The sequence below is a fragment of the Brucella sp. LJL56 genome (assembly GCF_054871705.1).
The window spans coordinates 425,760-449,636 of record NZ_JBTXLQ010000002.1; the positions used below are offsets into that span (position 1 = coordinate 425,760).

Here is a 23,877-nt window from a genome sequence, read left to right on the forward strand (position 1 = left end):
TGAGTAGATTAATCAAGTTATACGGCGAGCCTCGCTGACGGTCAATTACCCATGCAACTTTGGCGGCCTATATTTTTGTCACCTGGGAAAAATGAGCGCCTTATCCCAATGCGGGCATAGAACAATCTCTTTAGCCGATGCCGGAAGCCGTAGTTCTGTACGCACCCGCAGGCGTGGAACCGCATTCGCCACGTGCACGACAAGCTCCTCGATTTCACCGAAAAACGTACGGGATTCGATGTGGCCGTGGAATGAAGCATCGCTGGTATCACCATTGGTCAGAATGGTGAAATCACGCGGACGCAGATAAACAAACACTTCGGTATTCGGCTCAAGTTGCTCTGCTAGGACAAGCCCTCCAAAAGGAGTGACCAACTTATTGCCTTCGACTCTTCCCGGTATCACATTGAAGTCACAGAAAAAATCTGCTGCATAACGGTTCGCTGGCCGGTCATGCAGTTCGCGCGCCGTGCCGCTTTGTACTATCTCGCCAGTTCGCATCAGGACCACACGATCCCCGGTAGACAGCGCTTCTTCAGCCTCATGGGTTACGATAATCGCCGTTGTACCAAGCTCCCTCAACAAGGCTACCGTCTCACGACGAACCCGCGCGCGCAGACCTCTATCAAGATTTGAAAATGGCTCGTCCATCAACAGAAGATGTGGTTTCGGCGCAAGAGCCCGAACGAGCGCAACGCGCTGCTGTTCGCCACCTGACAACATATGCGGGTAACGCTCCGCCATATGAAAGAGCGACACCAGTTCCAGAAGCTCTTTTGCCCGCGCATTTGCCTCGTCGCGGGGCATTCTCCGCAAGCCAAAAACAATATTTTCCTTGACCGTCAGATGCGGAAACAAGGCGTAGTCCTGAAAGACGACACCAACATTCCGCTTCTCTGGCTCAACGAAAACAGAAGGACCAACAAGCGTCTGCCCCCCCATCGTAAGTATTCCACTGTCTGGAGCATCGATGCCAGCGATGATACGCAACAGGGAAGTCTTTCCACAACCGGAATGACCAACCAGACAAATGATTTCGCCTGCATGAACATCGAGAGAGACATCGTTGAGCGCACGCACAGCACCAAACTGGCGGCTGATATCGGACAAACTTAACGCCGGACCGGAATGACCGGAAACCTGTCTTTCGTCGTGCGGGTTGCGTGCGTCCATAAGCAAGATCGCGTATCCAGATTGCTGTTCAGGCGGATATAGAGACACATTCTCCGGAAAGCTACCAAAACAGGATAGAATATCTCAGGAATATCGTAATTAACTATTTCTAGAACGGCTTATCTGGTTGATCGCGAATGAAAAGCGAGCCATGTTCGTCATGCTTCCACATGCCAAATCACCCAATCGCATTGCAGGAGAATACCGAAATGGGGCCGGTCACGGATAAGGTGGCGACAGCAGAAAGCATGCCGCAAGAAACCAAGATCGCCATCATTGGCGGCGGCGTCATCGGTGTTTCGACCGCCCTCTTCCTGGCCGAACGCGGTATTCCCGTCACCCTCCTTGAGAAGGGAGAGATCGCAGGTGAACAATCGAGCCGTAACTGGGGCTGGTGCCGCCGCACGGGCCGTGACAGCCGCGAAATGCCGCTCATCGTCGAGAGTATGCGGCTATGGGACAGCATGAACGAGCGCACAGGCCGCGAAACCGGCTTCCACGTTACCGGAATTGCTTACACGGCTGAAAAAGAAGAGCAAATGGCTCTTTATGCCGAGTGGATCAAGATCGCCCGCGAGCATGGTATCGAAACGGAACTTCTCAATGCCAAACAAGCTGCAGCACTTGCACCGGGGATCAATCGTCGCCTTGCCGGCGGCATGATTACGCCGCTCGACGGTCGTGCGGAACCGCAAAAGGCCGTTCCCGCATTTGCAGCAAAGGCACAAGAAAATGGCGCTGTCATTCTACAAAATTGTGCTGTGCGCGGTATCGAAACGACCAATGGCCGTGCCACCGCTGTCCTTACCGAAAAAGGTCGCCTGCCATGCGAAGCAGTGGTAGTTGCGGGTGGAGCCTGGTCCAGACTTATTGTCTCTGCCTTCAATGCACATCTGCCGCAGTTGAAAGTTCGCTCGTCCGTATTCCGTACAGCGCCTATTGATGCCGGTGTGGAACCCGCAATCGCATTTTCAGATTTTGCCCTGCGCAAGAGGTTGGACGGTGGTTATACGGTCGCGAGTCTTGGCGGCTCAATCGCCGATATCGTACCTGACAGTTTCCGGTTCTTCCGCGATTTTATACCGTCGCTTTCTACAGAGTGGCAGTCGTTGCGATTCCGGTTTGGTGAACGCTTCTTCGAAGAAGCGTTCCAATGGAAGCTTCGTCCTGCTGATCAAATCTCCATCTTCGAGAAAATCCGAACGCTCGACCCTGCTCCACACAAGGCCTCCAACGCTCAGGTACTTGCGAAGCTGAAGCAGACAATTCCGTCTTTCTCGTCAGCAACAATAGCACAGGAATGGGCCGGGCTCATCGACACGATGCCGGATGTCATCCCGGTCATTTCACCCATTCCGGGTATCGAAGGGCTGATCGTTGCTACGGGGTTTTCAGGGCATGGATTCGGCATCGGCCCAGGCGCTGGTAAGCTTGTGGCAGACATGGTTACGGGTGAAACGCCGGTCGTCGACCCATCGGCGTTCCATATATCGCGATTTTCCGATGGCTCCAAAATCCGCATTGAGAACTGGGGATAGGTCTTCGATCCAGACTATTCGATCACACCGCAGGCAAACCGAGCTCCGCCACCGCCAAGTGGCTTGGGCTCATCGGAATAATTGTCACCACCCAAGTGAACCATCAAAGCCTTGCCTTTGATTTCATCCAATGACTTGAGGCGCGAGGCCGTAACGCTTTGCGTTGCATTGCCCTCAGCATCAGTTTTAAGCAAGGGTAGGTCACCAAGATGCCCCTCACCTTCCGGACCCATATGATGCTTTGAATGTGAGGGATCATAGTGCCCACCGGCGGCTTGTGCCGGAACGGTTTTTCCGTCCTTTTCAGCAGGTGCACAGCTTCCGTTTTCGTGCACATGGAAGCCATGCTCGCCAGATGGAAGGCTATGCAGGTCCGGTTTGAACTGTAATCCTTCCGCAGTCTGCGAGATCGTGACCGTGCCGATTTCTTTTCCTTGACCAGTCGGCAGAGCTTCGTAGAGTTTGACACTCATATCTGCCGCGACAGCGGGAACTGTCAGAAGCATCATTGCTGAAGCAATCAATAACGGCTGCATCGTTTTCTCCTGATCGCAATGGTTCGTGATGAAGAGACAACGCACACTGTCTGAAATTGTTCGAAAATAAAATCTTCAAAAATGAGGGCCGTGTGACAAACGCCTGTCACACGGCCCGTTACAGGCTATACCGTTACGAACTGCGCCATCATACCCACATCTTCATGTTCCAGAACGTGGCAATGAAACATGAATGGATGGCTTTTCGCCGCTTCGCGGTCGAAATGAACGAGTATTTCGGCCTTTCCGTCGATCAATGCGGTATCCTTCCACCCCGATTGGTGTGCTGGAGGGGCCTTACCGTTCAGGGAAAGAATGCGAAATGATGCTCCATGGATATGGAACGGATGCGGCATCTCTTTCGTTGTAAGATTCCAAATCTCCCAGGAACCAAGTTTAGCCTCGACATCGATGCGGTCCATATCAAACGGCTTACCCGCAATTGCCATTTCCACGCCCGAGGTCAAGGCTTCAAGCGCTGGTCCTGTATCGGCGGAACTCCTGGCTCCATGCATATCGTGATCGGTGGCGTCGGACTGCATCGAGCCCATATCCATGTTGCCCATGTCATGACCGGCATGAAGATCGGCTGACGGCTTCGCCATCATCAGCTTCATGTTTTCCGCCATACGTTCGTCGAAGAAAAATGAGCGGCGCTTTACAGAGAGTTTTTCGTCGGGTGCATCAGGGCCGTCTAGACGATCTGGAAGCGTCGTGATTTTCCCCTGCAATGCAGCGTCTACGACAAACCGCATCAAGTGCAGATCGTCACCTCCGCTATCGTCGCCGTAGGTCAGCAAGTCAGCCGCCTCGCCCTTGGAAAAATCAACAAGAACTTCATAGCGTTCACCAGGACTAATGGTCAGCCTTTCAACTGGTTCAGGGTTTCCAATAAATCCACCATCCGATGCTACTACAAGCAAAGGCCGATCATCGCTCAAACGAACATGAAAATTTCGCGCATTGGCGCCATTCAAGATGCGCAGACGGACGATGGATGCAGGGACACGTGCTTCCGGTGAAACGACACCGTTCACAATAAGCTTGCTGCCACGGAAACCGTGCATCAAATCCATAATGTCGGGCTCGTAAACCTTGTTGCCCTCAACTACCCGGCGATCCTGAAGTACCAGTGGAATATCGTCCACACCGTAATCTTCTGGCAGTCCGCGTTCAGCATCCTTTCCGTCAGTCACAACCATGAGACCGGCAATGCCCAAATGCGCCTGACGGGCGGTGTTGCCATGCAAGTGCGGATGGAACCAGTTGAACGAAGCCGGCTGTTCAACTTTGACTTTTGGCTGCCAGGTCTTGCCCGCCGCAATCACATTATGAGGTCCGCCGTCGAGTATGGACGGAACGAAAAGCCCATGCCAATGAAGAGTGGTCCCTTCATCCATACCATTTTCGACGGAAAGAGTGACCGTTTCCCCATTCTTCAAGCGCACCAGCGGGCCAAGATAGGCACCATTGATGCCAGCCGATGCCGCTTCGCTTCCTTCTTCAAAGCTGTGTCGTCCGGTCTGTACTTTCAACTGAACGACACCTGATGCATCAGGTTCGACCAGCGGCGGCAAAGGCAAAGGCCGACCGGCCGGAGAGGTCGATGGGGCAGATGCACCGTGGCCCATTTGCTGATGTGCATCTTGGGCCAGGCTGTCAAAAGTGCGAATGGCAGTAACAAAGGTGGCCCCTGCCCCAAGGGTCAGCAGGCGGCGGCGTGTAATTCCAGACATAGTAAGTCTCCAGACAATAATCATGATAGCCGCCAAAACTCGGCGGCGATTTCCAGATCAGGCCTGAAGCGATATGGGAGGTCGTAAATCACCTTTGGGAGATTTTCCGCTTAGAGCCGCCGCGAGCGGGGGCAAGCCAAAATCCTGTGCGGGAGCAAACGAACGCAAATCAGCACCGAGCTGAAATACACAGCCACATATCATCATGACGCAAGCATTTGGTGTTTTGACACCATGATCCATCGGGGCAGTTTTGCCTACGTCCGACGATGGCCCGGTGCCGCCCATGTGATGCGGCCCAACCGCACCGACATCAGAAACCACCGGCACATACGGCGCATCATGCGCCATTGCATAACAAAGCTGTACCGAAACAAGAAACAAAAGCGATAGCAATGTCATGAGCACACGGGAGGGCAGACGCAAGAACGCATGACCTCGTGCCGTATTCCTCAAACCGACATCATACTGTGCTCGATACATCTTCGCTTCCAAAACCGACGGCACTGGAAATCTAGTCTTCCGTTACGGCAAATAAAAGACCAAGCGGAGCGCTGACGAGAATTTTACCCACTTTCGTTTTCTTTCCAAAACATCGCATTCGAAATCATAAAATTGCTTAAAAGCCGTTTTCTGCTTGCGATTCTATGTTCCGCGGCTTTAAAGAACCACATCTCGGGCTCCTCCCCCAAATTTTGACTGCCCGCAAATATTGGATTTGAAACAATGACTGTCGCTGTAGCGGTTGCTCCGCAGAAAAATTCCGCGCGCCGTGTTCTGGCCGCGAGCATGATCGGTACCACGATCGAGTTCTTCGACTTCTATATTTACGCAACCGCTGCGGTGATCGTATTCCCGCATCTCTTCTTCCCTGCGAGCGACGGCAATTCCGCCCTTCTTCAATCTCTGGCGACCTTTGCGATTGCATTCTTTGCCCGCCCCATCGGTGGCGCACTGTTCGGTCACTTCGGGGATAAAGTCGGCCGCAAGGCGACGCTGGTTGCAGCGCTCATGACTATGGGTATCTCCACAGTCGCCATCGGCTTTCTGCCAACCTATGATTCGATCGGCGTCTGGGCAGCCCTCCTGCTAGCTCTGTGCCGCCTGGGTCAGGGGCTCGGTCTCGGTGGCGAATGGGGCGGCGCAGTACTGCTTGCAACAGAGAATGCACCGGAAGGCAAGCGCACATGGTACGGCATGTTCCCGCAGCTAGGTGCTCCAGTGGGCTTCATTCTGGCGACAGGTATCTTTCTCCTTCTGGCCGAACTGCTCACCGAAGAACAATTCTTTGCATTCGGCTGGCGTATTCCTTTCATCGCCAGCGCCCTGCTGGTTGGCGTTGGTCTGTTCATCCGTCTGAAAATCGCTGAAACACCAGAATTCCAGAAGGCAATCGATAAGGCTGAACGTGTTGAGGTTCCGGTTGCGGCTCTGTTCAAGAAACACAAGATGAGCCTGTTTCTCGGCACCATCGCTGCTGTTGCAACCTTCGTCCTATTCTATCTCATGACAGTCTTCTCACTCGGCTGGGGTACACGCGCCCTTGGCTACAGCCGCGAGGAATTTCTTATTCTTCAGATGGTTGGCGTGATCTTCTTCGGCCTCATGATTCCGGTAGCAGCCCTATTGTCCGACCGCTTCGGCATGCGTCCGGTCATGATCATCGTCACTGTCCTGATCGGCCTCTACGGCTTCATCATGGCACCTTTGTTCATGGCTGGTACGGCTGGCGTTCTCGCATTCCTTATCATCGGCTTTGGTTTGATGGGCCTCACCTATGGTCCAATCGGTGCAGCTCTGGCCGAGCCGTTCCCAACCTCGGTCCGCTACACCGGCGCTTCGCTGACCTTCAATCTGGCGGGTATTCTCGGTGCTTCGGTTGCGCCCTATATCGCGACTTGGCTCGCAACGCATTATAGCTTCGACTATGTCGGCTATTACATGTCTGCTGCTGCGGTCATCTCGCTGATCGGTTTTGCATTCATCTCGTTCAAGCGCGGCGAGTGATAAACCCTACGAAACAAAAAGCCCGCATGGAGCGATCCACGCGGGCTTTTCTTGTTAAGGAGCTTTCAGCTCTTATTCGACGTCAGCAGCTTCCAGCGCGATAGCCACCGACTGGATGATCGAGGCAAAACGCACGGCAGTCTGGATCGTTTCCGACGTCATATTGGCCTTGCGCAGAACATCCTCATGTGCATCGATGCACATGCCACAGCCGTTGATCGCAGACACGGCCAGCGACCAGAGTTCGAAGTCGACCTTATCGACACCCGGATTACCGATCACATTCATACGCAGCTTCGCTGGCATGGTGCGATAGTCCTTGTTGGTCGCAAGATGTACGAAGCGGTAATAGACATTGTTCATGCCCATGATCGACGCAGCCGACTTTGCTGCCTGAATGACGGAAGCGTCGACCTTGGTAGCGGCTTCCGCAACAAGCGCCTTGCGCACGTCTACATTGCGGGAGGCAATACCGCAGGCGACGAACAGGCCGTACTTTTGCTGTGGTGTCAGCGTTTCGTCGCTTGCCATCGACGAAAGATTAAGACGAACGTCCTTGGCGAAATCCGGAATTTTTGACTTCAGATCATCAATGGACATGGAACCCTCTGTATCTGTCATTTGGATATTGGATAAAAGAAAGGCGGGCCTTGACCCGCCTTTCTGCCGATAATTGGGACCGATCAGGCAGCCTTGAGCGTCTCGCCACCGACTTCGCGGTTGCATGGGCAGAGCTCATCGGTCTGCAACGCATCGAGAACGCGCAGTGTGTCCTTGGGAGCGCGGCCAACGTTGAGGTTGGTTGCGTAAACATGCTGGATCGTGTTGTCCGGGTCGACAACAAAGGTATAGCGGTATGCCACACCATCCGGCGAGCGAACGCCAAGACCATCAACCAGCGAGCCATTCGTGTCGGCAAACGACCAAATCGGCAGCTTATCGAGATCCTTGTGATCGCGACGCCATGCGAGCTTCACGAATTCATTGTCGGTCGAGCCACCAAGAACGACCGCGTCACGGTCTTCGAAGTCCGTTGCAAGACGCGCAAATTCTGCGATTTCGGTCGGGCAAACAAAGGTGAAGTCCTTCGGGTAAAAGAAGATAACCTTCCACTTGCCCGCGAAGCTTGCTTCGGTGATTTCTTCAAATGCCGAAACACCATTTTCTTCATGATGGTTGAAGCCGGGCTTTACGCCGGTGACCTTGAAGGAGGGAAGCTTGTCGCCGATACCGAGCATTTTATACCTGCCTGTAAATTCAATTGTTATACGGAAATTTCTGAACTTTCAGAATTTCCCGTCTGCGATTCATATATAGGGCTTCTTGTTAAATCGGTCAAAGCGATTATAACGATCAAATTTATCGATTTTTGCGATGAGAAGAACTGCAAGATTCAATGCTCAACATAAGCGTCCGTCAGCTCCATTACTTTATGGCTCTTGTCAAAGCTGGGTCTTTTTCGCGTGCAGCGGAGGTCGTGGGCATTACCCAGTCTACGTTGAGTGCAGCGATCCAGGCACTCGAGACAGAGCTTGGCGTAATGCTGATCGACCGCTCGGGTCGACGGATGCAGCTTTTGCCCGCTGGCGAAGACTTTCTGGCGCGTGCCCGCACTATTGTAGCTCTCATCGAGGAACTACCCGAACATGCACGACAGGCCGAGCGCCCGCTCACGACCAGACTGCGGATGGGCGTTATTCCGTCGATCGCTCCGTTTCTACTACCAAAAGTCCTGCCTGCAACCGCCAAAGCCTTTCCCGAATTGCAATTGACTATTCGCGAAGGCCTGACCCGCTCCTTGCTCGACAGCTTGCGTTCAGGATCGCTTGATGTCGCACTCGTTGCTCATCCTTATGATCTCGACGAGTTTGAAGTGGCCGAGCTTGGGCAGGACATATTCTTTCTGGCGGTACGACGCGATCATGCGTTGGCCAATCGCGATCGGGTTGAGGCAGATGACTTGCAGGACCAGCCATTTCTTCTACTGGAAACCGGGCATTGTCTTCGTGAACACGTTATGGCCGCTATAGGATCCACACCTGCACAAGCGGATGGCGACGTTCATGCCACATCAATAATGACATTGGTGCAACTCGTTGAGTTCGGGATGGGGGTTACACTTCTGCCCGAAGTGGCGGTCAAGGCCGGGGTCACGCGCGGAACGGAGTTGAGCATCGTTCCGTATGAAGGCAAGAACAATTACCGCTCACTGGTCCTCGTCTGGCGTTCCAACGCCGCCCGCCGCAACGAATTCCAGCTCTTCGCCGAGCATCTTCGCGGCAAATGCATGAAGCCTGGCTAAAGAATTCCCCAGGCACGAAAGCGTCCGCGTCCGGTGATTTCTCTCAGATTGAGCTCCGAGATCAGTTTTAAAGCCCCCTGCTGCGTGACCTGCAATTCCTTCTCCACCATCTGGCTGGAAATAAGCGGTCTGTGTAGGACCATTTCCATCAGTTGCGGCAATCGCGAGTTGGATCTGCGTCCCTTGAGTTTACGTCGCATCTGCTCACGCGCCAACAGCAACCGGTCGTGCTCCTTCATAGTCGTGTCGGCAGCGTCTTCGATGCTTTCAAAAAACGCCTTGAGACGGATCGTACGGTTGGGCGAACGGCGTTCATCTCGACGTTTCGCGCGAAGACCGAGGCTGATTGCCGGCAGATGCCCTACTGCAACGCAGCTCTGGCGCAGGAAAGCGGCAGTCAACAATCGCCCAATCCATGATGATCGCTGCACAACCTCCAGAGAAAACCAGGCGTCGTGAACCAATGCCGCTCGCATAAGTGGCGGCAGATGTCTTGTCGCTGCAAGACAATCCCTCCATTCCTGCAGGCGCGTATCTTCGTCCCAGTCGTCGTCGTAAAGCAAGGCATCGTGCACGGCAGTTTCCAGTTTGGGTCTGTCAGAAACAGCACCTTTCAAAAGTGCGTCGGTCCGCGCAAGCAAGCTATCAATATCGTTGAGCAGTGGATCGACATCATCCATTGCTTCGGACGGTTCAATCTCGCTGAGGGGCGTGGCATTAACAGCGCGGCCAAGCAATTGCTGAATACCAGTGGACCCCAGAGCCCAGTCAGCAGACTTACCGGCAATCTGCCGGCGCATACGTAACACGGCATGCGCGATGGTCAGCGCATGGCTTGGCATTCGGCTGTCCATCAAGGCGTCGTGCAAGACCAAGTCTTCCATATGCACGAGCTCACCTTCAAGCCACATTGACGCAACCGCATCATGCATGTGCATCCGCTCGACCATACCCTCGCGAATGGGCGAGCGCGCAAGCCGTTCGTCAAGACGCACCAGAGCCGCCGTAGCCTTGCTAACGGGTACGAAAAACTCTTCGAACGGCAAATCGTCGATCTTGTAGGCCATATCCCGCTTATCGCAGCCGATTGCGGGAAAAGGCAAACGAAATTACCGCCCTATCCGAGGACTTCCGCAACTTTGACAGTGCGGCCTTCCTTGACCGAACGAAGAGCCGCCTCAGCCAGAGCCAAAGCTTGCAATCCATCCTCTGCCGAAGGGTGCGGTGCTTTGCCTGTATCAAGTGCATCGATAAACGAAGCTATTTCCGCCGCGTAAGCAGCGGTATAGCGCGTCATGAAAAAATCATGCAGTGGCGGGCGGTTATAGCCATCTCTGGAAGCTATTTCTATCGAGACTGGACGCTGGTTCTCCGCCGAAACAGCGCCGAGAGATCCATGGACTTCGATCCGTTGGTCATAGCCATAGGAAGCGCGACGTGAATTGGAAATAACGCACTGCCGACCGGAAGGGGTCGTCAGGATGACGCTCGCACTATCGTAATCTCCGAGTTCTCCGATCTTTGGATCGACAAGCACTGAGGCCGAGGCCGAGACACTCTCGATTTCCTCACCGAGAAGGAAACGCGCCATGTCAAAATCATGGATCGTCATGTCACGGAAAATGCCGCCGGATACCTTTATATATTCAGCAGGCGGCGCACCTGGGTCGCGGCTGGTGATTGTCACCATTTCAACATTGCCGATGCGTCCGTCTTCAATGGCTTTGCGTACTGCTGCGAAATGCGGATCGAAACGGCGATTGAAGCCCAGCATCACCTTTCCACTGGTTTCGCGAATGACATTCAGGCAGGCTCGAACGCGTGCAAGATCAAGATCGATCGGCTTCTCACAGAAAACAGCCTTGCCGGCACGCGAAAACCGTTCAATAAGATCGGCGTGGGTATTGGTCGGTGTGCATATCAGCACTGCATCTATATCGTCCGACTTCTCGATTTCGTCGATGGTTCGAACGTCCGCACCGGCAGAATCGGCGATTACCCTTGCCGCCGCCTCATTGGCGTCCGCAACGGCGATTAGTTGAGCCCGCTTGTCCGCCGCGATTGCGCCGGCATGAACCTTGCCGATACGGCCCGCGCCGAGCAGTGCCAAACGTGTCACCATTGCCTTACCCTCCCAGGAAACTGGCCATCTTCAGTCAGCCGAAGATATGTTATAGAATATTTATTCTATTTTGCTAGAATGTGACATAAAGATTGTCAAGAGATCATATTGAGGGCCAATGATGGATTCCCCTACACCGTCATCAATCAGCGTTCCAACGAATATCAAGGAATTCGAGGCGAAGCTGCTAGAGGTTTCCGACCGTTTGCCGAAGAGACTGAAACAGTGCGCCGATTTCGTTGCTGCCAACCAGGATCGTATCGCAGTGTCGACCGTCGCCGAGATGGCTGAGGGCGCAGGCGTACAGAGTTCCGCCTTCATGCGCTTCTGCCAGATCATGGGCTTCTCCGGTTTTTCGGAGATGCAGAAGCTATTCCGGGAATCCTATGCGGGGGGCTGGCCTGACTATTCAACCAGACTGCAGCATTTGCGAGAAACGGCAACAGGCAGCGCCCCCGCCCTTCTCGCCGAATTTGCCGAAGCAGGTCGCACTTCCCTTGAAGGTTTGCTCAAGACCATTGATCCGGTTGCACTGGAAAAGGCCGTTCAGCTTTTGGCCAGCGCGAAGACAATTCACATCGTCGGCATCCGCCGTGCTTTTCCCGTCGCGAGCTACATGGCTTACGCGCTGGAGAAAATGCAGGTACCTGCCATGCTGCATAGTGCCGTTGGCAAACTGGAGAACCTGCATGCTATTCGCGAAGGCGACGTGCTTCTGGCGATTACTTTTTCCCCTTATTCACCGGAAACGGTCGCCATGGCCGAAACCGTCGCCGCGCGCGGCATCAACGTCGTTGGCATTACCGACACATTTGTCAGCCCTATGAGTAAATCCGCCAAGCAGACTTTGCTGGTTTCGGAAGTCGATTTTGGTGCATTCCGTTCACTCTCCGCAACGCTTTGTCTCGCCATAGCGCTCGCTGTCGCCGTAGGGACAGCACGTCAGAACGACTAACCCTTTCCGCGCATATTCCATTTTTCAGTTGAAATAGAATAATAAATCTATTTTAATCGAAAATGGAATAACTGCTATGTGTGAATCATGCACAGCCATGCAGCAATAAGAGAAGAATGAGGGAGGATGTAGTGAAGCGGCTCGACTTGATTACAATTGGCCGATCTTCGGTTGACCTGTACGGCGCACAGGTTGGCGGTCTTCTGGAAGACATGGCCTCCTTCAACAAATATGTCGGTGGCTCTCCCACCAATATTGCGACTGGAACCGCGCGGCTCGGACTCAAATCGGCGCTGATTACGCGGGTCGGTGACGAGCATATGGGACGCTTCCTGCTACGCGAGCTAGAACGCGAAGGCGTTGACACGCGCGGCATCGTCACCGACCCGGAACGCCTCACCGCTCTCGTTATTCTCGGCATTCGCGACCAACAGCATTTCCCGTTGATCTTCTATCGCGAGAATTGTGCCGACATGGCTTTGTGCGAGGAAGACATCGACCCGGCATTCATTGCCGAATCTGGCTGTGTGCTGGCAACCGGCACACACTTGTCACATCCAAAGACGGAGGCCGCCGTCTTGAAGGCTCTTCGACTTGCCCGGGAAAATGGCAGTCGGACGGCGCTCGACATTGATTATCGCCCCAATCTCTGGGGACTTTCCGGCCACGGCGACGGTGAGAACCGCTTCATCGAATCCGCAGCCGTTACCGCCAAACTGCGGTCGACGCTCCATCTGTTCGATCTCATCGTCGGAACCGAAGAGGAATTTCATATTGCGGGCGGTTCGACAGATACGCTGGAGGCGCTGAAAGCCGTGCGCCAGGTGACGAATGCTGCACTGGTGTGCAAACGCGGCTCCATGGGGGCAGTGGTTTTCGAAGGCGCAATTCCCAATAGTCTCGACCAAGGGCAAAGCGGCGAAGGTTTCCCGATTGACGTTTTCAACGTTCTCGGCGCCGGCGACGGGTTCATGTCCGGGCTTTTGCGAGGCTGGCTGAAGGGCGAAGACTGGTCGACCAGTCTCAAACTCGCCAATGCCTGCGGAGCATTCGCAGTCTCGCGGCATGGATGCACGCCAGCCTATCCGAGTTGGGAAGAGCTTCAGTATTTTTTCCGGACCGGCATTCGCAACAAGGCTTTGCGCAAGGATGCCGCCCTGGAGCAGATACATTGGTCCACCAATCGCAACGGTCACTGGCCGCATATGCGCGTCTTCGCTTTCGATCACCGCATCCAGCTTGAAGAAATGGCCGCACAGGCGGGCGTTTCGACAGACAAGATCGGTGAATTCAAGCAGCTTTGCCTGAATGCAGCCTTGCAGGTGGCAAATGGCGCTGAAGGTTACGGCATATTGTGTGACGGACGGCTAGGTCGAGAGGCGCTTTACCGGGCAGCGGGCACGGGCTTGTGGATCGGGCGGCCCACCGAATGGCCCGGCTCTCGCCCGCTCAAGCTGGAACCGGAACTCGGACCGGACTGCGGTGGACTGGTCGAGTGGCCCGTCGAAAATGTCGTGAAATTATTATGTTTCTACCATCCCGATGATAGCGCTGAATTCAAGGCCGAGCAGGAAGGAACCATCTCACGTCTTTTTGCAGCCGCTCGGCGCAATCGACTGGAATTCCTTTTGGAAATCATTCCGTCCAAAGCAGGCCCTATTGACGATGACACCACAGCACGCGTGATCGAGCGCTTTTATGAGATCGGCGTCTATCCCGACTGGTGGAAGCTCGAGCCCATGAAAACCAAAGCAGCCTGGGCCAATGCCTGTGACGCGATCATACGCAACGATGCACACACACGCGGCATTGTTGTTTTGGGACTGGACGCACCTGCCGAAGACCTCGAAGCCAGCCTCGCAATTGCTGCCGAGTTCGACCTCGTCAAAGGCTTCGCAGTGGGACGCACGATCTTTGGCGATGCAGCGCGCAAATGGCTGAACGGTTCAATAAGCGACGAAGAAGCAATCGCCGACATGGCCGCGCGCTACCGCAGCCTTTGCAACGTCTGGGACAGCGTGCGTACATACTGAATTCGTTCTGCCGGGAGAAAGCTGGAGGAGCTATGAAAACCGTTCGATTGACCGCCGCGCAAGCATTGGTGCGCTACCTTGCAAACCAGATGACGCCGGATGGTGAGACCTTTATCGCAGGCGTTTGGGCTATTTTCGGCCACGGTAATGTGGCCGGACTTGGCGAGGCGCTCCATGCCATTCGCGAAGAACTGCCGACTTGGCGCGGCCACAATGAACAGACAATGGCGCATGCAGCCATTGCCTATACCAAGCAGCTTGGCCGCAAGCGCGCCTGCGCCGTCACCTCCTCCATCGGCCCCGGCGCAACGAACATGGTCACTGCGGCTGCCCTCGCCCATGTAAATCGTCTACCGGTTCTGCTTATTCCGGGCGATGTCTTTGCCAATCGCGGTCCTGATCCCGTCCTGCAACAGATCGAGGATTTCAACGACGGCACCATGACCGTGAATGATTGTTTTCGTCCGGTCAGCCGCTATTTCGACAGGATCACTCGACCCGAACAACTTCTCACCGCCCTGCCTCGTGCCTTCCGCACCATGACAGATCCTGCCGATTGCGGGCCGGTAACGCTTGCCTTCTGTCAGGATGTGCAGACCGAGGCTTATGACTGGCCGGAAGAGTTCTTTGAACAAAAAGTCTGGCACTGGCGCCGCCCACCGCCGGATGAGAATGAACTGAATGTCGCAGCGGTAGCAATTAAGACAGCGCTTAAACCCGTTATCGTTGCAGGCGGTGGAGTGCATTACTCTGATGCTCACGAAGCGTTGCGCAATTTTGCTGAAGTGCACGGCATCCCTGTCATCGAAACGCAGGCTGGCAAATCGGCTCTCCCATGGGATCATCCGCTCAATTTCGGCCCGGTAGGCGTAACCGGAGCGGACAGCGCCAATGCAATAGCGGCGGAAGCCGATCTCGTGATCGGTGTTGGCACGCGCTTTCAAGACTTCACGACAGGATCCTGGGCACTGTTCAAGCATCCGGGACGCAAGCTTCTCTCGCTAAACGTCCAGCCCTATGACAGCTCCAAACACGGTTCGCTGCCATTGGTTGCTGATGCAAAAATCGGTCTTGAAGCTTTCTCAAAAGCGATTGGCAGCTATAAACGCCAACCGGTGGATACCGCTTTGAAAGAGAAATGGTTTACGACGGCAGACCGATTTACTGCTGCCCCCAGTGATCGCAATGCCTTGCCGACCGATATGCAGGTTATCGGCGCGGTGCAGCGCCAGGCACGCGAAAACACGGTCGTCATGTGCGCGGCGGGCACAATGCCCGGAGAATTGCACCAACTCTGGAAAGCCGGTCGTCCCATGTCCTACCACATGGAATATGGCTTTTCCTGCATGGGCTACGAAATCGCCGGTGGCCTTGGTATCAAGATGGCCGAACCTGATCGAGACGTTATCGTGATGGTCGGCGATGGCTCCTACATGATGGCCAATTCCGAGCTCGCCACTGCCGTCATGATGGGGCAGAAGATTACTGTCGTCATCACCGACAATCGCGGTTTCGGCTGTATAAACCGGCTGCAAATGGCAACTGGTGGCGCCGAGTTCAACAACCTGCTCGACCATTCGAGCCATGTGAGCCCATCGCACATCGATTTCGCCGCCCATGCCGGAGCCATGGGAGCACATGCAAAGAAAGTGGGTTCTGTCCGCGAATTGGAAGATGCTCTGGCGGAAACCCGCAACAGCCCGCGCACGACTGTCATCATTATCGATACCGATCCTTATCCGACCCCTGAAACTGGCGGATGGTGGTGGGATGTCGCTGTGCCGGAAGTCTCGGAGCGCGAGCAGGTGCGCGCTGCGCGTAAAGATTATGAATCTAAACTCAAAGAAAGAAACTGACCGATGATCCTCTATGGCACCAATCCTATTGCCTGGTCGAACGACGATGATCGCAGCCTCGGCGCGCATATCACACTGGATCAATGTCTCGATGAAACCGCTGAGATCGGCTTCGACGGGATCGAGAAAGGTCACAAGTTTCCGCAGGAACCGGCTGCACTTAAAGCCGTGCTTGAACCCCGTAACCTCCGCTATGTATCGGGCTGGCATTCGCTCAATCTGCTGGTGAATTCGGTCGAAGAAGAAAAAAAGGCAATGCAGCCGTCGCTCGACCTCCTGAAAGCAATGGGCTCGAAGGTCATCATTGTTTGCGAAACCTCGAACGCCATTCACGGCGACAACGACAAGTCACTATCCGAACGTCCGGTCCTGGAGGAAGCGCGCTGGGAAGAATTTAGTGCAGGGGTTGAGGCACTGGCTGCATATGCTGCCGCACAGGGTATTGCTCTTGTTTATCACCATCATATGGGCACAGTGGTGCAGAGCGAGGATGAAATCGATCTTCTGATGCAGCATACCGGGCCGCATACCAAACTTCTCCTCGATACCGGCCACTGCCTGTTCGGCGGCGGCGATCCAGAGCGAGTTGCGAAGAAACATATGGCACGCGTGGGTCATATTCATGCCAAGAACGTTCGCTCGGCAATAGCGACCGAAGTGCGTGACCAGGGCCTGTCGTTTCTGGAGGGCGTCCGTCGCGGTGTGTTCACAGTCCCTGGCGATGCGGAAGGCGGCGTCGATTTCGTACCTGTGCTGAAAGTTGCAGCGGAAAGTGGTTATCAGGGCTGGCTGGTGATCGAAGCCGAGCAGGATCCCGATATTCGTAATCCTTATAAGTACCAGTCGCTTGGATTGAAATCGCTCAAGTCATTCGCACGTGAGGCAGGACTCGACAAAGGAGACTAAGACATGGCCAATTTGTTGCGCAAACCCAACGGTACGCATGGCAAGGTCCATGACATCAGTCCAGAGAGTGCCGAATGGGGTTATGTCGGATTCGGGCTTTATCGTCTCAAGTCTGGTGAAAGCGTTTCGGAACAGACCAACTCGACCGAGGTGATCCTCGTTCTCGTGGAAGGCAAGGCAAAGATTTTTGCCTCTGGCGAGGATTTCGGCGAAATGGGCGAACGCATGAATCTGTTCGAGAAACTGCCGCCGCACTGCCTCTATGTACCTGCTGAAAGCAACTGGCGCGCGACTGCCACAACGGATTGTGTTCTGGCCGTTTGCACCGCGCCGGGCAAGCCGGGCCGCAAGGCGCAGAAGCTTGGGCCGGAAAATCTGACGCTGGAACAGCGCGGAAAGGGTGCCAACACCCGCTTCATTCATAATATCGCGATGGAAGGTCGCGATGTTGCCGACAGCCTTCTTGTTACCGAGGTATTCACACCGCAGGGAAACTGGTCGTCCTATCCGCCCCACAGACACGACGAGGACAATTTTCCGGACATGACCTATCTGGAAGAGACCTATTACCATCGCCTCAACCCAGCGCAGGGTTTCGGCTTCCAACGTGTTTTCACCGAAGATGGAAGCCTTGATGAAACCATGGCGGTCGCGGATGGAGATGTCGTGCTCGTGCCAAAGGGGCATCATCCGTGTGGTGCACCCTATGGGTACGAGATGTACTATCTCAATGTAATGGCTGGCCCCTTGCGCAAATGGCGGTTCAAGAACCATCCCGATCACGATTGGATTTTCAAGCGCGATAATCCCTGATCTTCCTTCGGGTTCAGACCGACTCGTGTAAGCTTTCGGCAAGTCTGTATAAGACTTGCCGATTTGCTTTTTGGGGAGAGCCAATTGAACGAGCGTGTGCGCTTTCAGCTTTCATCTGCGGTTTTTGTCATTCTTGCACGCGGACCAGAAATCTGCATGTTGCAGCGGAAAGCAACCGGGTGGATGGACGGTTCGTTCAGTATTCCCGCAGGAGGGCTAGATACTGGCGAAACGATCCGTGCTGCAGCGGTACGTGAAGCGTTCGAAGAGATCGGCGTAGTTGTAGCGCCGAAAGATTTGAAATTAGTCCACACGCTGCATAGCCTGACGGCTGGCAATCAATGGCTCGGCCATTTCTTTTGCGCGAATGAATGGATTGGCACGCCTGCCATATGTGAGCCGGACAAGCATGCCGATCTACAATGGAGAAGCCTGGACAATCTTCCAGATAATACCATTCCATACGTCCGGCAGGCACTCTTCTGCGCCGCCCGCAACGAACCCTATTCAGAATATGGCTGGAACTGAGATTCCAGAAAGATCATATCCAATTCTATAGGCGAGCAACCTTCTTGAGGTCCTCGATTGCACCAGGCCCAGCTACGAAAACCTTGTTGCCCTTGGTGAGCTTTTCTCCATCGACGGGGAAAGGATGCGTATAACCGCCCGCCTCACGCACGAGGCAAAAGCCTGCCATGCAATCCCAGGCATGCATATAAGGCTCATAATAGCCGACCAGCCTGCCAGCCGCGACATAAGCAATCATGAGCGCACCGGAACCATTGCGAATAAACGTGCCGCCTGCTTCAAGCAGATCTTCCACGATTTTCGCCACGACTTGCGGTGTGACATAGTTGTTGGCACCGATACCTGTCACCGAATTGCGGATAGTACGGCTCGAATCGAGCACCAGCGTCTTGCCATCGAGTGTTGCGCCGAGGCCTTTGGCCGAAGCATAAAGCTCGTCAAAACAAGGGGCTTGAATGACCCCGATTACCGGTTCGCCGTCTTTTAGAACGGCAATGGAAACACACCAGTTTGGCATACCATTCACGAATGGACTGGTGCCATCAATGGGATCCACTACCCATGTATAACCGGAAGAACCTTCATTCAACCCATATTCCTCGCCCAGAAAACCATCCTGAGAAAAGGTTTCCGACACACGGGATCGAATAAGTTGCTCAACATCGCGGTCGGCAATGGAAACCACATCCTGCGGATCACGCTTTGTTTCGATAACCAGCGTTTCACGCCGCTTGAAATAGTCGAGAGCCTTGGTGCCCGCTTCACGCGCGATCTTTTCAGCAAGCGCAAGCCGCGCTTCTAGTTCCTGTCGGGGATGGGAAGTCATGATGATTTTCCGATGAGAGGTAAATAAAGGCACGACTTTTCTGCGCCTATTGATTGATGATGGCAAGTCCGCGCGTTTTGAACTCGATAGAGACATCGGTTTGTGGTGGCAGCGCCTCTTCGACCGCCGGATCGACAATGAAAAGTTTGCCGTGTTCGGTCTCGATTTCATACTCGATATGATCGCCTAGATAGGCCGAATGCGCGACACGTCCGGGGAAGCCACCGCCAGCCTTTGGCTGCAACGTCACTGCATTCGGACGGATCGCAAGTTGTGCCGGTCCCGGTCGGGCATTGCGCGCGGCGACACGGTGCGTCAGGCTACCGATGCGAATAACGGCTTCGCCACCGTCAGCCGTCATCACCTCACACGGCACAACATTCGCTTCCCCCATGAAATCCGCGATGAAGGCCGAGGCTGGTGTTTCATAGAGGTCGCGCGGGCTGCCCTTCTGTGCGATATTACCCTCCTTCATGACGATGATCGTATCGGAGACTGCGAGCGCCTCGTCCTGATCGTGTGTCACATAGACGGCAGTAAACCCGAGCCGCTGTTGCAGCTCGCGAATTTCTGTACGCACCCGACGACGCAGGCGCGCGTCGAGATTCGAAAGCGGTTCGTCCAGAAGCAAAACCTGCGGCTCCAGCACCAGAGCGCGAGCCACCGCCACGCGTTGTTGCTGGCCACCTGAAAGTTCAGCCGGAAGGCGATGCCCCATTCCCGCAAGACCGACAAGCTTTAAACCCTCCTCAGCACGTTCCCGTGCTTCCGCCTTTTTCAAGCCCGAGGATTCCAACCCATAGGCCACATTGTCGAGCGAGTTCATGTGCGGAAACAGCGCATAGGACTGGAAAACCATCGATACATCACGCTCATTGGCTGGCAGATTGGTCACGTCCTTGCCGCCAATCAGGATGCGGCCCGACGTCGGGTGTTCAAGCCCCGCCAGCAACCGCAATGTCGTCGTCTTACCGCAACCGGACGGTCCAAGCAGCGTCACCAGAGTTCCCGGCTCGACAGTCAGGGACAGATCGGGCAAGGCGGTGAAATTACCGAACTTCTTGGTGACGTTTTCAAATGTAACGGAGCCGGGACGGATCGCAGTCATGCGGTTTTCTCCTGACGAACAGTTGTGATGGACGCAGCAGCGACGCGGTTTTCGCGTCTGAGCTTTCGTTCCCCCACGAGAAGCTGGAAACCTGTGATGACGATGATCATCACGACAATCAGCATCGATGAATATGCGATGGCCACGCCGAATTCACCGTTTTCGACCAGACCGACAATGTAGGAAGTCGCCATATTGTACTGCGCCGAAACGAGGAAAATGACCGCGCTGATGGAGGTGATGGCTCGGACGAATGAATAGACCAATGCTGCCGTGATCGCCGGGCGCAGTAATGGCAGAATGACCTTCCGGATCGTGCGGAAGCTGTTCGCCCGCAACGTCAGGGAAGCTTCATCGAGACTCTTGTCGAGCTGGCTCATGGCTGCAATGCCACCACGCACACCCACCGGCATGTTGCGGAACACGAAACATGCGATCAGGATCAGCGCGGTACCGGTCATTTCAAGCGGTGGCAGATTGAAGGCCATGATGTAGCTGACGCCAATGACTGTTCCGGGAATGGCGAAGCTCAACATCAGGGCAAATTCGAAGACATTCCGCCCGACGAAACGCTGACGAACGATAAGGTAGGCCGTCAGCAAACCGACGGCCGCAGTCAGCGGTGCCGAAATCAGCGAAATTTCCATAGTCGTCCAGAACGAGTTCCATGCCACGCCGGTCCACGCAATGCCGCTTTCGGTCCAGTTGATGGAAAACGCGCGCGCGTAGTGTTCAACCGTCAGTGTATTGTCGAGCCCCCATTGCCGCACAAAGCCGCCGATAAGGATCATCGCATAAACGACAATGGTGAAAATCATCCACGGAATGACAAGGGCATAAACGCCGATCTTCAGCCCGCGCGGCAACCCGGCATGCATGCCGGAATCGCCCTTGCCGGTCACGGTCGCGAAATTCTTGCCCGAAAGCCAGACTCGCTGGATAAGAAATGCGGTCAGCGTAAAGCAGAGCAGAACGATAGCGAGAACGGCCGCACGCGATGGATCGTTCTGCGCACCCACCACTGCAAAGAATATTTCAGTCGAAAGTACGCCATTGCTGCCTCCGAGCACCATCGGATTGCCGAAATCCGCCATGCTTTCGATAAAAGCGATGAGGAACGCATTGGCAAGCCCCGGAGCCATCAATGGTAGAGACACCCTGCGAAACGTGCGCCAGCGATCCGCACGCAGAGTTTGCGATGCCTCTTCCATAGACGGCGACACACCTTCGACAACACCGATAAGCACGAGGAAGGATATCGGCGTGAAAGATAGAACCTGCGCAATCCATATTCCGGTGAGGCCATAAAGCCATCGACCGGGTTCGACACCGAATATATTGGAAATCTGTTCCGTCACCACGCCCGCGCGACCAAAGAGCAGCGTCAATGCAAGACCAACAACGAATGGTGGCGTAATGATCGGCAGTATGGTGAGAAGACGGAGGCCTTTCTTGAAAGGGAAATTTGTGCGGGTCGCAACAAGCGCAAAGGCAAGTCCCAGCACCGTGGCCCCTGTCGCAGTCATCAGAGCTAGCCACAATGTGCGCCACGCAACGCCGCATCGCCCTTCACCGACTACGCATGCCAGGCTCCAGATGGAGGAATCCTGAATGTTGCCGATGAAGCCTTCAGGCTTGAACGAGCCGTCGAAATCCTGCATCGACCCGACAAACATGCTGATAACGGGGTAAAAGACGAAAACGCCCACCAATGCGACAAGCAAGGTAATGGACGAAACGACGAAAGCGTCCCCTTTCATCACGCCGCGTTCCGCGAGGCCAAACGAGAAAATCAGCAAGAAGCAGAGCCCCGTTAGTATCGCCCCTGCACCGAAAGCCCGCTGGCCATCGGCAAGTGCACCGAACAGGTTTTCGCTGATCGTCCAGTTCCAACCGGAAAAACCGATAGCCAATCCTTGCAGGGCCAGGAAAATCACACCGAGGAAGCTTCCCCAGATCATAAGCCCACTACGACGCTCGACAGGCAACAGGAAGCGGGCAGCAGCACAAAACAACATGAATATAGCGACAGCGCCGAGCCACGGGCGTCCGAAGAAGGCGATCTGCCAAATGCCAGGCGCAGTTGCGCCATCGCCAAACATTCCAGCCAGCCAGCCGAAACTCAGAAAGCCGTCTTCTATGCGATACCACGGCAGTAAAACAAATGCCGCCAGTGCCAACGCCAGAACAATATCCAGTCTGCGATTATGCTGTTTCATGGATGTCCGCGTCCCTCCGGATCAGGAATTTCTGAGGGATGGCCAAGGGCTTCAGCTCCTGAATATTTCAGGAATGCTACTCACTTGCCCTGCCATTCAGAACAGGTGCGTCGCATAAAAGCGAGCAACGCACCTGAACTTCAAGCCAATGAAAGATCAGTTGGCGTGCGCACCGATTTCCTTGTCCCAGCGTTCAAGCAATTCCTTACGCTTGGCCGGTTCGCCATAGGTCTTGAAATCGTAATCAATGAGCTTGATATCCTCGAAACGCGGGGATTCTTTCGGAACCTCCGCAGACTTGTTCGACGGAAGCTGGAAGGACTTCGCATCTTTCATATGCGACTGTACTTCCGCGGTCAGTGCCCAGTCGTACCACTTCTTGGCATTTTCGAGGTTCTTGGCGCCCTTAATGATCGACATGGAACCAATTTCGTAACCGGTACCTTCGCATGGTGCGACCGACTTGATCGGAAAGCCTTCTGCCGTCATCGACACCGCATCATGCATAAAGACTATGCCAATGCCTGTTTCACCACGCGCAGCAGACTTGACCGGAGCCGAGCCGGACTTGGTATACTGCGACACGTTCTCGTTAAGTTTCTTCAGATAGTCATAGGCTTTATCCTCGCCCATGATCTGCACCAAGGTTGCCAGCGCCGTATAGGCAGTGCCGGACGAATTCGGATTAGCCATCTGGATTTCGCCCTTATAGGACGCATCCAGCAGATCAGCCCAACATTTCGGCTCCTTCAGATTCTTCTTGGCTAGAATATCGGTATTGTAACCCCAGCCAAGTGCACCGGCGTAAACGCCAACCGTACGAAAGCCGGAGCTCTCGGCCTGCTTCTTGGCCCAATCATTCAGTTGGTCGAGCATCGGTGATTTATATTCGAGTGTCAGTCCTTCGGCGGCGGCCTGAAGATGCGGATCGCCCGTACCAGCCCACCAGATATCAGTCTTCGGATTGCGCGCCTCGGCCCGCACCTTGGCATAGGTTTCACCGGAAGATAGCCGGACCATGTTGACCTTGATGCCCGTATCCTTCTCGAACATGTTCTTCATCTGCTCACAGATGACCACGTCCGCGGAACAGATGAGATTGAGATTGCCTGCGGCCTGCGCAGAAAATGCAAATGAAGATACGCCAGCGGCAAGCGCCGCAACCAGAAATGCCGAACGCATTGTTTTCCTCCCTTTATACGGCGCCTCCACGCCGACG

The 23,877-nt window shown here is 54.6% G+C and carries 21 protein-coding genes; 9 read left to right on the top strand and 12 right to left on the bottom strand.

The annotated features are described in order from the left end of the window. Positions 1 to 78: 78 nt before the first annotated feature. A complete protein-coding gene (locus ACYSN1_RS10570; RefSeq protein ID WP_461725874.1) occupies positions 79 to 1,173 on the bottom strand; it encodes an ABC transporter ATP-binding protein in 1,095 nt (364 codons plus the stop codon). A gap of 209 nt (positions 1,174 to 1,382) precedes the next feature. On the opposite strand from ACYSN1_RS10570, the gene ACYSN1_RS10575 reads away from it, so the two are divergent. Beyond that, a complete protein-coding gene (locus ACYSN1_RS10575; protein WP_461725623.1) occupies positions 1,383 to 2,711 on the top strand; it encodes an NAD(P)/FAD-dependent oxidoreductase in 1,329 nt (442 codons plus the stop codon). Positions 2,712 to 2,725: 14 nt separating this feature from the next. On the opposite strand, the gene sodC is transcribed toward ACYSN1_RS10575, so the two are convergent. The 3 genes from sodC to ACYSN1_RS10590 form a co-directional block, all read right to left on the bottom strand. Beyond that, positions 2,726 to 3,247: a superoxide dismutase [Cu-Zn] SodC gene (gene sodC / locus ACYSN1_RS10580; RefSeq protein ID WP_461725624.1), complete on the bottom strand. Its 522-nt coding sequence runs from the start codon at positions 3,245 to 3,247 to the stop codon at positions 2,726 to 2,728. A gap of 125 nt (positions 3,248 to 3,372) precedes the next feature. Further along, complete coding sequence (cueO, locus tag ACYSN1_RS10585) at positions 3,373 to 4,983, bottom strand: multicopper oxidase CueO (RefSeq protein ID WP_461725625.1); 1,611 nt, start codon at positions 4,981 to 4,983, stop codon at positions 3,373 to 3,375. Positions 4,984 to 5,040: 57 nt separating this feature from the next. Further along, positions 5,041 to 5,466 (bottom strand): hypothetical protein, encoded by a 426-nt coding sequence (locus ACYSN1_RS10590; protein ID WP_461725626.1) that lies wholly within the window; start codon positions 5,464 to 5,466, stop codon positions 5,041 to 5,043. Between the two features lie 243 nt (positions 5,467 to 5,709). On the opposite strand from ACYSN1_RS10590, the gene ACYSN1_RS10595 reads away from it, so the two are divergent. After that, positions 5,710 to 6,990, top strand: a complete 1,281-nt coding sequence (locus tag ACYSN1_RS10595) for an MFS transporter (RefSeq protein ID WP_461725627.1) — start codon at positions 5,710 to 5,712, stop codon at positions 6,988 to 6,990. A gap of 72 nt (positions 6,991 to 7,062) precedes the next feature. Here ACYSN1_RS10595 and ACYSN1_RS10600 read toward each other — a convergent pair whose 3' ends face one another. Together ACYSN1_RS10600 and ACYSN1_RS10605 are read right to left on the bottom strand one after the other, a co-directional pair. Beyond that, complete coding sequence (locus ACYSN1_RS10600) at positions 7,063 to 7,590, bottom strand: carboxymuconolactone decarboxylase family protein (RefSeq protein WP_461725628.1); 528 nt, start codon at positions 7,588 to 7,590, stop codon at positions 7,063 to 7,065. 83 nt (positions 7,591 to 7,673) lie between these two features. Then, positions 7,674 to 8,228, bottom strand: a complete 555-nt coding sequence (locus ACYSN1_RS10605) for a peroxiredoxin (RefSeq protein WP_461725629.1) — start codon at positions 8,226 to 8,228, stop codon at positions 7,674 to 7,676. Between the two features lie 158 nt (positions 8,229 to 8,386). Between ACYSN1_RS10605 and ACYSN1_RS10610 the strand changes: the two genes are divergently transcribed. Next, positions 8,387 to 9,292 carry a hydrogen peroxide-inducible genes activator gene (locus ACYSN1_RS10610; protein WP_461725630.1) on the top strand — a complete coding sequence of 302 codons (906 nt, stop codon included), beginning with the start codon at positions 8,387 to 8,389 and terminating at the stop codon, positions 9,290 to 9,292. On the opposite strand, the gene ACYSN1_RS10615 is transcribed toward ACYSN1_RS10610, so the two are convergent. Further along, positions 9,289 to 10,359 carry an RHE_PE00001 family protein gene (locus tag ACYSN1_RS10615; RefSeq protein ID WP_461725631.1) on the bottom strand — a complete coding sequence of 357 codons (1,071 nt, stop codon included), beginning with the start codon at positions 10,357 to 10,359 and terminating at the stop codon, positions 9,289 to 9,291. The two genes, ACYSN1_RS10610 and ACYSN1_RS10615, sit on opposite strands and share 4 nt — an antisense overlap. A 50-nt stretch (positions 10,360 to 10,409) precedes the next feature. Next, the gene (gene iolG, locus ACYSN1_RS10620; protein ID WP_461725632.1) at positions 10,410 to 11,414 is read right to left on the bottom strand and encodes an inositol 2-dehydrogenase; all 1,005 of its coding nucleotides are present in this window, start codon (positions 11,412 to 11,414) and stop codon (positions 10,410 to 10,412) included. A gap of 121 nt (positions 11,415 to 11,535) precedes the next feature. Between iolG and ACYSN1_RS10625 the strand changes: the two genes are divergently transcribed. The 6 genes from ACYSN1_RS10625 (at position 11,536) to ACYSN1_RS10650 (ending at position 18,505) form a co-directional block, all read left to right on the top strand. Further along, positions 11,536 to 12,369: a MurR/RpiR family transcriptional regulator gene (locus ACYSN1_RS10625; RefSeq protein ID WP_461725875.1), complete on the top strand. Its 834-nt coding sequence runs from the start codon at positions 11,536 to 11,538 to the stop codon at positions 12,367 to 12,369. 116 nt (positions 12,370 to 12,485) lie between these two features. Further along, positions 12,486 to 14,402: a bifunctional 5-dehydro-2-deoxygluconokinase/5-dehydro-2-deoxyphosphogluconate aldolase gene (locus tag ACYSN1_RS10630; protein WP_461725633.1), complete on the top strand. Its 1,917-nt coding sequence runs from the start codon at positions 12,486 to 12,488 to the stop codon at positions 14,400 to 14,402. A gap of 32 nt (positions 14,403 to 14,434) precedes the next feature. Beyond that, on the top strand, positions 14,435 to 16,258 hold the full coding sequence (iolD, locus tag ACYSN1_RS10635; RefSeq protein WP_461725634.1) for a 3D-(3,5/4)-trihydroxycyclohexane-1,2-dione acylhydrolase (decyclizing): 1,824 nt from the start codon (positions 14,435 to 14,437) through the stop codon (positions 16,256 to 16,258). A gap of 3 nt (positions 16,259 to 16,261) precedes the next feature. Next, positions 16,262 to 17,164 carry a myo-inosose-2 dehydratase gene (gene iolE / locus ACYSN1_RS10640; protein ID WP_461725635.1) on the top strand — a complete coding sequence of 301 codons (903 nt, stop codon included), beginning with the start codon at positions 16,262 to 16,264 and terminating at the stop codon, positions 17,162 to 17,164. Positions 17,165 to 17,167: 3 nt separating this feature from the next. Further along, positions 17,168 to 17,977, top strand: a complete 810-nt coding sequence (gene iolB, locus ACYSN1_RS10645) for a 5-deoxy-glucuronate isomerase (RefSeq protein ID WP_461725636.1) — start codon at positions 17,168 to 17,170, stop codon at positions 17,975 to 17,977. 84 nt (positions 17,978 to 18,061) lie between these two features. Beyond that, positions 18,062 to 18,505: an NUDIX hydrolase gene (locus tag ACYSN1_RS10650; protein WP_461725637.1), complete on the top strand. Its 444-nt coding sequence runs from the start codon at positions 18,062 to 18,064 to the stop codon at positions 18,503 to 18,505. A gap of 25 nt (positions 18,506 to 18,530) precedes the next feature. Here the strand turns inward: ACYSN1_RS10650 and ACYSN1_RS10655 are convergent, their stop codons facing one another. The 4 genes from ACYSN1_RS10655 to ACYSN1_RS10670 all read right to left on the bottom strand — a co-directional run bounded on the left by ACYSN1_RS10655 (position 18,531) and on the right by ACYSN1_RS10670 (position 23,840). Beyond that, a complete protein-coding gene (locus tag ACYSN1_RS10655; protein ID WP_461725638.1) occupies positions 18,531 to 19,331 on the bottom strand; it encodes an inositol monophosphatase family protein in 801 nt (266 codons plus the stop codon). Between the two features lie 46 nt (positions 19,332 to 19,377). Further along, positions 19,378 to 20,439 (bottom strand): ABC transporter ATP-binding protein, encoded by a 1,062-nt coding sequence (locus ACYSN1_RS10660; protein ID WP_461725639.1) that lies wholly within the window; start codon positions 20,437 to 20,439, stop codon positions 19,378 to 19,380. Next, a complete protein-coding gene (locus ACYSN1_RS10665; protein WP_461725640.1) occupies positions 20,436 to 22,658 on the bottom strand; it encodes an ABC transporter permease in 2,223 nt (740 codons plus the stop codon). The genes ACYSN1_RS10660 and ACYSN1_RS10665 overlap by 4 nt, the downstream gene beginning before the upstream one ends. A 156-nt stretch (positions 22,659 to 22,814) precedes the next feature. Then, entirely contained in the window at positions 22,815 to 23,840 is a 1,026-nt protein-coding gene (locus ACYSN1_RS10670; RefSeq protein WP_010659031.1) for an ABC transporter substrate-binding protein, read from the bottom strand. Positions 23,841 to 23,877 lie beyond the last annotated feature (37 nt).

What these genes read in the sequence shown, in the direction of transcription:
- ACYSN1_RS10570 (WP_461725874.1), bottom strand. Translation starts at nt 1,173, where the DNA reads ATGGACGCACGCAACCCGCACGACGAAAGACAGGTTTCCGGTCATTCC.
- ACYSN1_RS10575 (WP_461725623.1), top strand. Translation starts at nt 1,383, where the DNA reads ATGGGGCCGGTCACGGATAAGGTGGCGACAGCAGAAAGCATGCCGCAA.
- sodC (WP_461725624.1), bottom strand. Translation starts at nt 3,247, where the DNA reads ATGCAGCCGTTATTGATTGCTTCAGCAATGATGCTTCTGACAGTTCCC.
- cueO (WP_461725625.1), bottom strand. Translation starts at nt 4,983, where the DNA reads ATGTCTGGAATTACACGCCGCCGCCTGCTGACCCTTGGGGCAGGGGCC.
- ACYSN1_RS10590 (WP_461725626.1), bottom strand. Translation starts at nt 5,466, where the DNA reads ATGTATCGAGCACAGTATGATGTCGGTTTGAGGAATACGGCACGAGGT.
- ACYSN1_RS10595 (WP_461725627.1), top strand. Translation starts at nt 5,710, where the DNA reads ATGACTGTCGCTGTAGCGGTTGCTCCGCAGAAAAATTCCGCGCGCCGT.
- ACYSN1_RS10600 (WP_461725628.1), bottom strand. Translation starts at nt 7,590, where the DNA reads ATGTCCATTGATGATCTGAAGTCAAAAATTCCGGATTTCGCCAAGGAC.
- ACYSN1_RS10605 (WP_461725629.1), bottom strand. Translation starts at nt 8,228, where the DNA reads ATGCTCGGTATCGGCGACAAGCTTCCCTCCTTCAAGGTCACCGGCGTA.
- ACYSN1_RS10610 (WP_461725630.1), top strand. Translation starts at nt 8,387, where the DNA reads ATGCTCAACATAAGCGTCCGTCAGCTCCATTACTTTATGGCTCTTGTC.
- ACYSN1_RS10615 (WP_461725631.1), bottom strand. Translation starts at nt 10,359, where the DNA reads ATGGCCTACAAGATCGACGATTTGCCGTTCGAAGAGTTTTTCGTACCC.
- iolG (WP_461725632.1), bottom strand. Translation starts at nt 11,414, where the DNA reads ATGGTGACACGTTTGGCACTGCTCGGCGCGGGCCGTATCGGCAAGGTT.
- ACYSN1_RS10625 (WP_461725875.1), top strand. Translation starts at nt 11,536, where the DNA reads ATGGATTCCCCTACACCGTCATCAATCAGCGTTCCAACGAATATCAAG.
- ACYSN1_RS10630 (WP_461725633.1), top strand. Translation starts at nt 12,486, where the DNA reads ATGAGGGAGGATGTAGTGAAGCGGCTCGACTTGATTACAATTGGCCGA.
- iolD (WP_461725634.1), top strand. Translation starts at nt 14,435, where the DNA reads ATGAAAACCGTTCGATTGACCGCCGCGCAAGCATTGGTGCGCTACCTT.
- iolE (WP_461725635.1), top strand. Translation starts at nt 16,262, where the DNA reads ATGATCCTCTATGGCACCAATCCTATTGCCTGGTCGAACGACGATGAT.
- iolB (WP_461725636.1), top strand. Translation starts at nt 17,168, where the DNA reads ATGGCCAATTTGTTGCGCAAACCCAACGGTACGCATGGCAAGGTCCAT.
- ACYSN1_RS10655 (WP_461725638.1), bottom strand. Translation starts at nt 19,331, where the DNA reads ATGACTTCCCATCCCCGACAGGAACTAGAAGCGCGGCTTGCGCTTGCT.
- ACYSN1_RS10660 (WP_461725639.1), bottom strand. Translation starts at nt 20,439, where the DNA reads ATGACTGCGATCCGTCCCGGCTCCGTTACATTTGAAAACGTCACCAAG.
- ACYSN1_RS10665 (WP_461725640.1), bottom strand. Translation starts at nt 22,658, where the DNA reads ATGAAACAGCATAATCGCAGACTGGATATTGTTCTGGCGTTGGCACTG.
- ACYSN1_RS10670 (WP_010659031.1), bottom strand. Translation starts at nt 23,840, where the DNA reads ATGCGTTCGGCATTTCTGGTTGCGGCGCTTGCCGCTGGCGTATCTTCA.